This is a genomic window from Devosia sp. ZB163, assembly GCF_028613635.1.
GTDB lineage: Bacteria > Pseudomonadota > Alphaproteobacteria > Rhizobiales > Devosiaceae > Devosia_A.
The window spans coordinates 633,729-640,726 of the sequence record NZ_JAQRMY010000004.1; the positions used below are offsets into that span (position 1 = coordinate 633,729).

Annotated in this window: 7 protein-coding genes; 2 read left to right on the top strand and 5 right to left on the bottom strand. The window is 61.5% G+C overall.

From position 1 onward, the window contains the following. Positions 1-406 precede the first annotated feature (406 nt). Positions 407-1,378: a DUF4440 domain-containing protein gene (locus PRN20_RS21375; protein ID WP_273959660.1), complete on the top strand. Its 972-nt coding sequence runs from the start codon at positions 407-409 to the stop codon at positions 1,376-1,378. A 70-nt stretch (positions 1,379-1,448) separates the two neighbouring features. Further along, positions 1,449-2,396 carry a sulfotransferase domain-containing protein gene (locus PRN20_RS21380; RefSeq protein ID WP_273959661.1) on the top strand — a complete coding sequence of 316 codons (948 nt, stop codon included), beginning with the start codon at positions 1,449-1,451 and terminating at the stop codon, positions 2,394-2,396. Positions 2,397-2,865: 469 nt separating this feature from the next. Here the strand turns inward: PRN20_RS21380 and PRN20_RS21385 are convergent, their stop codons facing one another. The 5 genes from PRN20_RS21385 to PRN20_RS21405 form a co-directional block, all read right to left on the bottom strand. Beyond that, positions 2,866-3,696 (bottom strand): putative phage abortive infection protein, encoded by an 831-nt coding sequence (locus tag PRN20_RS21385; RefSeq protein ID WP_273959662.1) that lies wholly within the window; start codon positions 3,694-3,696, stop codon positions 2,866-2,868. A gap of 98 nt (positions 3,697-3,794) precedes the next feature. Further along, the gene (locus PRN20_RS21390; protein ID WP_273959663.1) at positions 3,795-4,574 is read right to left on the bottom strand and encodes a hypothetical protein; all 780 of its coding nucleotides are present in this window, start codon (positions 4,572-4,574) and stop codon (positions 3,795-3,797) included. Further along, entirely contained in the window at positions 4,571-5,155 is a 585-nt protein-coding gene (locus PRN20_RS21395) for a hypothetical protein (protein WP_273959664.1), read from the bottom strand. Before PRN20_RS21395 ends, PRN20_RS21390 begins: the two co-directional genes overlap by 4 nt. Positions 5,156-5,448: 293 nt before the next feature. After that, positions 5,449-6,726 carry a hypothetical protein gene (locus PRN20_RS21400; protein WP_273959665.1) on the bottom strand — a complete coding sequence of 426 codons (1,278 nt, stop codon included), beginning with the start codon at positions 6,724-6,726 and terminating at the stop codon, positions 5,449-5,451. A gap of 20 nt (positions 6,727-6,746) precedes the next feature. Beyond that, on the bottom strand, positions 6,747-6,998 hold a 252-nt coding region (locus PRN20_RS21405; RefSeq protein ID WP_273959666.1), incomplete at its 5' end, for an integrase core domain-containing protein.

Below are 6,998 nucleotides of genomic sequence, written 5' to 3' on the forward strand. Positions count from 1 at the left end.
ATGTGAGGTCTCGGTCGGCTTGTCGTCACGTGCTCAGATGGTCCCGTGTGCTCGCATGGTCCTCCAGACAAAGCGCGAATGCAATCGGCAACGCCGCCGTAGCCCGCCACGAAGCCCCTTCTGGTGCGGCCAGGCGTCGTACCTAACGATCGTCCAACGCCCCAACCACTCCGAGGTCGGAGGTGTAGTGACCTTCGGTCAACTGCCTGATCACGGGGTGGGGGGGTGCCGGCCTCGCTTCTGTTGCAGGGCATGGCGTGTGGGGCCGGCGCCAGCGCTCATCCGAGTGTCTCCCGGCCCGGTGCCCGCGACGGCTACGTGTCGTCGGGGACTGATCGTGTCTTCTCAACCGTGATGGCCGCGCCTGGCAAGTTGATCTAGGCTTGGTCCGCACTGGGGGAGGACGATGCCGACCGCGCCCGACGACGATGAGATCGCCATACGCCGGCTCATGCAGGATGTGTACGACGCGATCTGGGCCAAGGACTTCGAGGCCTTCGCCCGCTGCCACGTACAAGAAGAGTATGCGCGCCGCTGGGTCTGGTGGATGCCCAGTACGCTCGTGGTCAAGGAGGGCTGGAACGCGATCGCGGCGCGCATCCAGCAGGTGATGGCCGACCCGAGCATGCCCGACGGTATCTGTCCGACCGTGCGACGCGAGAACTACAACATCCGGATAGCGGGCAACATGGCCTGGCTCACCTTCGAGCAGGAGGCCCCGACCGTTGCGAACCGGAGCTTCGGTCTTGCCGGACACTCCCGCGAGGTCCGGGTGCTGGAGAAACACGATGGCGAATGGAAGATCGCCTTCTTCGGCGCGATCAGCCGGAACCGGCCCGCGCCCGATTTTCCGCGCTTCCGCCTCGACGGCGAAGGCCGGCTGTTGTGGAAGAACGAGCCCGGGGCGGCGGAGCTCGCGAACGGGCGATTGCTCACGCTGCGTGGCGGTCGCCTCCATTCCCGTGACCGCGCGGCCAACCGCGCATTGCAGGCGGCGATACGCTGGGCCTCGACCCTGAACCTTGGCTTCACGGTCGAACGGGGCGCAGTGCCAATCCTGCCCCGGCCCGCGCATGGCGAGATGGCGACGATCTGGTGGGTCACGGCCGATGCAGGGGTCATCGAAGTGGCCGTGCACGACCGGCGGCTCCCCGATGACAAGCTGGCGCTGGCGGCCGCGGTGTATGGACTGTCGCCAGCGCAGACGAGGATTGCGCGAGGCATCGTCGACGGGCAGGCGCTCCCCGAGCTGGCGGCGGCGGGGCAGGTCAGCCTCAATACCGCGCGCACGCACCTGAAGCGCCTGTTCGAAAAGACCGGCGTTCGCAACCAGACGGCCCTGGTGCGCGCGTTGCTCACCGTTTCCGCGCCAGACTAGCCGTCACCGGATCGGGTGACAGTTCGGCCCGGGCGGCGGGGATAGTGTTCTTCCAACCTGGGAGACAGACATGACCGTCGGATTGCCGGTAGTCAGCCGCACCTATGTCAGCTGGTGCCTCGACTCGACCCGGTGGCAGCGATTTGCGCCGCGCGGCGACGAGATCGTCGTGACGACGCCGTACAAGTCCGGGACCACCTGGATGATCCACATCGTCGGGCACCTCCTCTTCAACGATCTCAGGCAGCGCGAGCACAGCACGTTCGGGCGCTGGATCGACGCCAACTTCCAGCCCGTCGACGGCGACCTGGCCGCCCTCGAGCAGATGCCCCACCGCAGGGTGATGAAGACGCACCTGGCGCTCGACGCGCTCCCATACGACCACCGCCTTCGCTACATCTATGTCGGCCGCGACCTTCGCGACATCTTCATGTCGCTGTGGAACCATCACACCAACTACACTCCTGAGATGTGGGCGAAGATGTCCGACCGGGCGAGGGACGTGGGTGTCGCCATGGCGCCACCACCGCCCGACGACATCCACCGCTTCTGGCATGACTGGATCACGCGCAGCCAGTTCGAGTGGGAGCCGCCGGAGGGCTATCCCTACTGGTCGACGCTGCATCACCTGCGTACGTGGTGGGAGTATCGGCACCTGCCCAACATCCTGTTCGTGCATTTCAACGATCTCCTCGCCGACCTGCCCCGGGAGATCGCCCGCGTCGCCAGCTTTCTCGGGCTCGAGCGCGGAGCCGACCGATACGCGGAGATCGCCAGCCTCTCGAGCATCTCGGCGATGCGGCGTGACGGTGACCTGATCAATCCCGGCGCGCATTTCGCCTTCAGGGGCGGCCCCACGACATTCATCAACAGGGGAACGAATGGTCGGTGGCGCGGAGTCCTGACCGACCGCGAGCTCGCCCAGTACGATTGGGCCATGCGGCACCTGCCGGGCGACGCAGCGGCGTGGCTCGAAACGGGGCAGGCCGCTGCCCGGGAAGCGGAGTGGTCGATCTAGCCCGCAGCCTTCCGATGCGGCGCAGCTCAGGCGTTGGTCGTGAGCCTCGCTTCATCCTCGGTCGCGTGGACAGGGATGGCCTTGAAGCGGCGCATGGTCTGGGTGATGGCAATCCGGGGACCAATTCTCGTGCCGCACCGCGACCCGGCCGGAACAGACCGGTGGCGGCGGACCAGGGCTGATCGCGCCACTCCATCTCCCGCTGCCCCATGCGCGGCAGCTTCCGGTCCCCGGCTGCCTCCGCAAGAAGGCACCCGGGCGCGTTGATAGCGGCTGCACCCGTGCCTGGCACAAGTCAGCCCCTCAAGCTTTGGCCTGGGCCGGCACGACTGCCAACCCACCCAACCTCCACCACACCAACCACTCGTCATGATCTCGCTTCGGTGCAGCGGACGAGGGGAGGATGGCACGGGGTGAAGGGGCGGGGATAAGAATATGGGCTCACGCAGTCCTGCTGCACGGTAGTGCCCTACCGTGGTTCATCCTCGTAGGCGGACTCATCAACGAACGTCGTGTGATCCGGGCCGAAAAGCTGCCTTGGGTCCACATACTTCAACAGGTGGTACCTCTCAACTAGCACACGCATTTTCGCTGCCCGCGGCGAGATGCAGTTATACAGCTGGAGGTTTGCCTCGATATCACTGAGTTGCGCTCGAACTATCTGGGCGTAGAATCGCTTATCAGTTACGTCGGACTGATCAACAAATTTGATCACGTTGTAGAGCATTCTGAAGTAATGTCCAAGATCATGGCTACTCTCTGCGTAGAATGCCTCGTAGGCCTTTGCTGCGCCGTCTCTGGTGACCAAGCCGCTCCCGCTATCGCGGTACCTTACCATCAGTCGATCAAGGCGCTTGTAGTACGATCTGATCGCATCCCGGCCCGCAGCGATCTCGGTGCCGCTGGATCGGAGGTCGATGGACTGAATGATGTCGTTAAGATTCCGGAGTAATTGGAAGAACGTTGCCTCAAATATCTGTCTAGAGACGAAAGAGTTTTGGGTTTCTTGCGCAATACGACTGCCCTTCAGTTCCTCTCGTGTATCCTCAAGCTCCTTGCGTTGAAGCTCCAACTCCTGCCGCTGCAGCAGGATTGCATAGATGAGGCCCACGAACGCCAAGCCGGAGAACAAGGCGTTAGTAGCGCCGAACGTGTCTCCAAAGGTACCACCCCACTCGCCTCCCCAAATCCAAGCGACGACCAACGTTATCAGCCACACAAGGACAACAAACGCCACAAACCAGGCCACCGGCATGGTTCTCAGTTTTTCGAAGTGCTTGCGTAGCCACGGGATAAGCATTTTGTCCGATCGGCAGTGCGTGAGTATTAAGGTACCATCTGGGTGTCAGAAGGGGAATGGAGAGTTTCGTGCGCGAGGCGATGCGAGAGATGCCTATTCTACGATAGTTGCTTTATCCAATCTCTATAGTATATTCGTATACGCTCAAAATCGTCGTCGTCTCGTAGGACGCCGTTGTGCGCAACGACATTTCGGAATGAACCTGCGTCGTCGTAGCGATGTAGGAAGTCGATATCTGATATGTATGGAATGAACTGATCCGGATACTTTCTCATCAGCGTGATTAGGTCGGACCAGTCCAATGCGTAGAGAGGGCCAAACTCAGCGCGCGTGGGGGCCCATTTTCGTTGCTGCTCATTGGTTGTTCTATCGGCATGTTTCTTCTTCATTGATGCGTTGCTGGCAACGTCCCACCACTGCGGACCGATATGCGCAGACAGCACCTTCTCTATAAGGCCGCGCATCGAGTTCTCTAAGAAGAACAGCTGAGCGTAAGTGCGCACCATACGCGCCAAGTCGCTCCTCCTCTCGGACGGGACGAAGGGAGGTATGGCAACGGATTCTATGTCGAAGACGTCATTCGACATCTTCTCCGGGGGAAATAGAGCGGCCATTTGCTGCGCATGTTCGCGCGCGGCTACGGACGTGCCTGGGGACACTGTCAGCACATTCCGTGATTTGCGGAAATGCTCTCGGATGCGAGTCGAGTTTGGCTTCGCAAGTCGCAGCGAGACAAAACATTCGACGATTTCTTCGACTCGGAATCCCATCTTTTCTGGCGACTGGACGCCCAGAGCCCAGAGGAGCATCTCTGCCTGCCGGCCCTTATCAGCTTTGAGGAATTCGTCGGCTGTAGCAACTCGCTCGACTAGGCTCACTTTGTGGGTGCCTTGCGAGGCAGATCATGCTTGACAAGATCGTCTGTTTTGAAGTTCGGGCTGAATTTCTTGTCGACGACGCTGCCCAATCCGGCCGACACCATGTTCCCAAAAACTGCCGTCAGATTTCCGGGCGTCCGCTTTCCGACAACTTGGAACGCGGTATAGACATCGTTTCCGGTGAATGTCGTGATCCCCTTTAGCTCCTTTACTTTGAAGCAAAGCACCGCCACCTGCTCATTCTGGTTCTGCGGTGATTTCTCAGCATAGAAGGTCTTTAGATCCAAGCGTTGCTGCTCGTTGAGCAAGTCTGGAACCATCTGCCAATCGGCAACCTTAGCTGTTCCGCTTCCTCTGCGCCGTTTCGTGGCCGGTGTCGGATCAGGCGCCGGTGCTGCATCGGCAGTGTTAGGGCTGCGTGGTACGTCAGGGGGCTCACCCTCAGTTTCAGTCTGACTCACCTGCAGGAACTGGTCGAGAAGTGCGCTCGTTCGATCCATTACGGAATCGAAGTTCGCTGCATCCGTCTCCAGCTCGATTGTTCCTGATTGGATATCAATCCTAAGCTTTATCGTCGTCACGCTGCTGTCCTCCCCCCAAAACAGTGGCGCTCACCGGTATTCCGGCGAGCGCCCATAATGACAACTATTGATTGTGGCACACTGCAAGTCAGTACAGTGGTCATGTACGACACCATATGATCTTTCCTGATGGCCACTGATTCATAAGGGGAATTTCCGGCGTTTCGCGTTGGGATTTTCCCGATCGAACATTCGGAATTTCCTGATGGTCGAGGCCTCTAGAGGCGCCGGGCATAAGAAAAGCCCCCGCCGGAGGCAGGGGCTTTGGCATTAATGACGATGGCGGTGCGCGGTCAGTCGCTGACCGGGTCACCCGGTGGCAGTGGGAATATCCGGTCGACCTCGGCCCGGAGATAGAAGGTGCAGCGCAGCTTCTGAGCCGGGAATGCGGGCTCGAGGCCATGCGAGCGGAGCAGCGGATTAATCGTCGACAGCTGGCCACCACGCCGGCGCCAGATCTCGGAGACCGGAATGTAGGTGCGGCCGAATGCCAGGACGTCCTCCTTCAGAAGCGCCAACCTCAGCTTGCCGGTGATCTCGTTGCGCTCCTCGTGGGCACCGATCCATTGCAGCTTCACCATCCTGCTCACCACCGTCTCGCTGACCTCCAGCAGGTTCGCCGCTTCCTCCATGGACATCACCTTCCGACCGAAGAGGGGGTGCAATCGACGAAGCCCCTCGAGATCGACGCGCAGCGATGCGATCGACCGAAGGCCCGCGACGGATCCGGTGGCGACCGCCCCGGCAGCGATGTGTCCGAACACCTCGCCGCGAGACCAGGAGCTGCCATGGTATGCCTGGTGGACGCTCACCCAGCCCGATCGCTCGTCCTCCATCGCCACCGCGCGCGCCAGCAGTACCTTCTCCAGCTCATCGACATCGCCACGCCGATAGCTGGCGTTGGCGGCGCTGGCCTTGCCCTCGACCGGTACCAGCAAACCCGCCGCCTGAAGCGCAATGAAGTCGTGTGCGTGGGCGCCGGTGCGCTCAATGACCTCCACGCGCGACAGGATACCGTCCGGCGATGTCAGCAAGGCATCCAGCTTCTCGACGCCGATGGCGAAGCGGGTCTTGTCGAAGTCGAGGTTCAGACGGCTATGGATGCCAGCCCGCTCCACCTTGTTCTTGATGGTCCGGTAGGCGATCCCATACTGGCGCTCAGCGCTGACCAGGGTGTGCCAATACCGACGCGCCGGCCGCACCCCGAAGAGCGGAGGATCATCCGGGCCGTAGGGAACGATCTCGCTGAGGCGGTCCACGATGATCTGCCTGATCGGCTCGAAGGACGGCAGGTTGCCCTCGGCGTTCAGGAAGTAGTGGAAGCGGCCGAAGATGCCGTTGGACATGCCGGTGCAGCCGTCCCGAACCGCCCGGTCGTGCGCCATGGTGACGAAGTCGCGCACGCCCGTCTCGCCGTGCTCGAGCCATGCGAAACCAGCGTCGGCGCAGGCCAGCATGCCAGCCTCGTCGAAATCCTTGATCTGGGCCTTGCGGCCATGGAGGTCGAAAACGCCAAGGCGCTCGCAGATGGTCGTGACCTGCGAGATATCGAGGGCGTCGAGAAGAGGCACCGAGCGAGGTTCGAGAACGCCTAGGTGTCGTTACCAAGCAGGTTGTTCAGTCTTTGGAATGGGGTGATGCCACCGAGGGCAGCGTGTGGCCTGGTGGTGTTGTAGGCGTCGATCCAGGGGCCGATGGCCTGGTTGCGCAGGGCTGAGGATGGATAGGGTCTGGCATAGGCCCACTCGCGCAGCGAGGTCTGGATGAAGCGCTCGGCCTTGCCGTTGGTGCGTGGGGTATAGGGTCGGGTGCGGACGTGCCAGATACCGGCTTGGGTCAGGGC

Excerpts from the sequence above, each read along its gene's own strand:
- PRN20_RS21375 (WP_273959660.1), top strand. The coding sequence starts at position 407 with ATGCCGACCGCGCCCGACGACGATGAGATCGCCATACGCCGGCTCATG.
- PRN20_RS21380 (WP_273959661.1), top strand. The coding sequence starts at position 1,449 with ATGACCGTCGGATTGCCGGTAGTCAGCCGCACCTATGTCAGCTGGTGC.
- PRN20_RS21385 (WP_273959662.1), bottom strand. The coding sequence starts at position 3,696 with ATGCTTATCCCGTGGCTACGCAAGCACTTCGAAAAACTGAGAACCATG.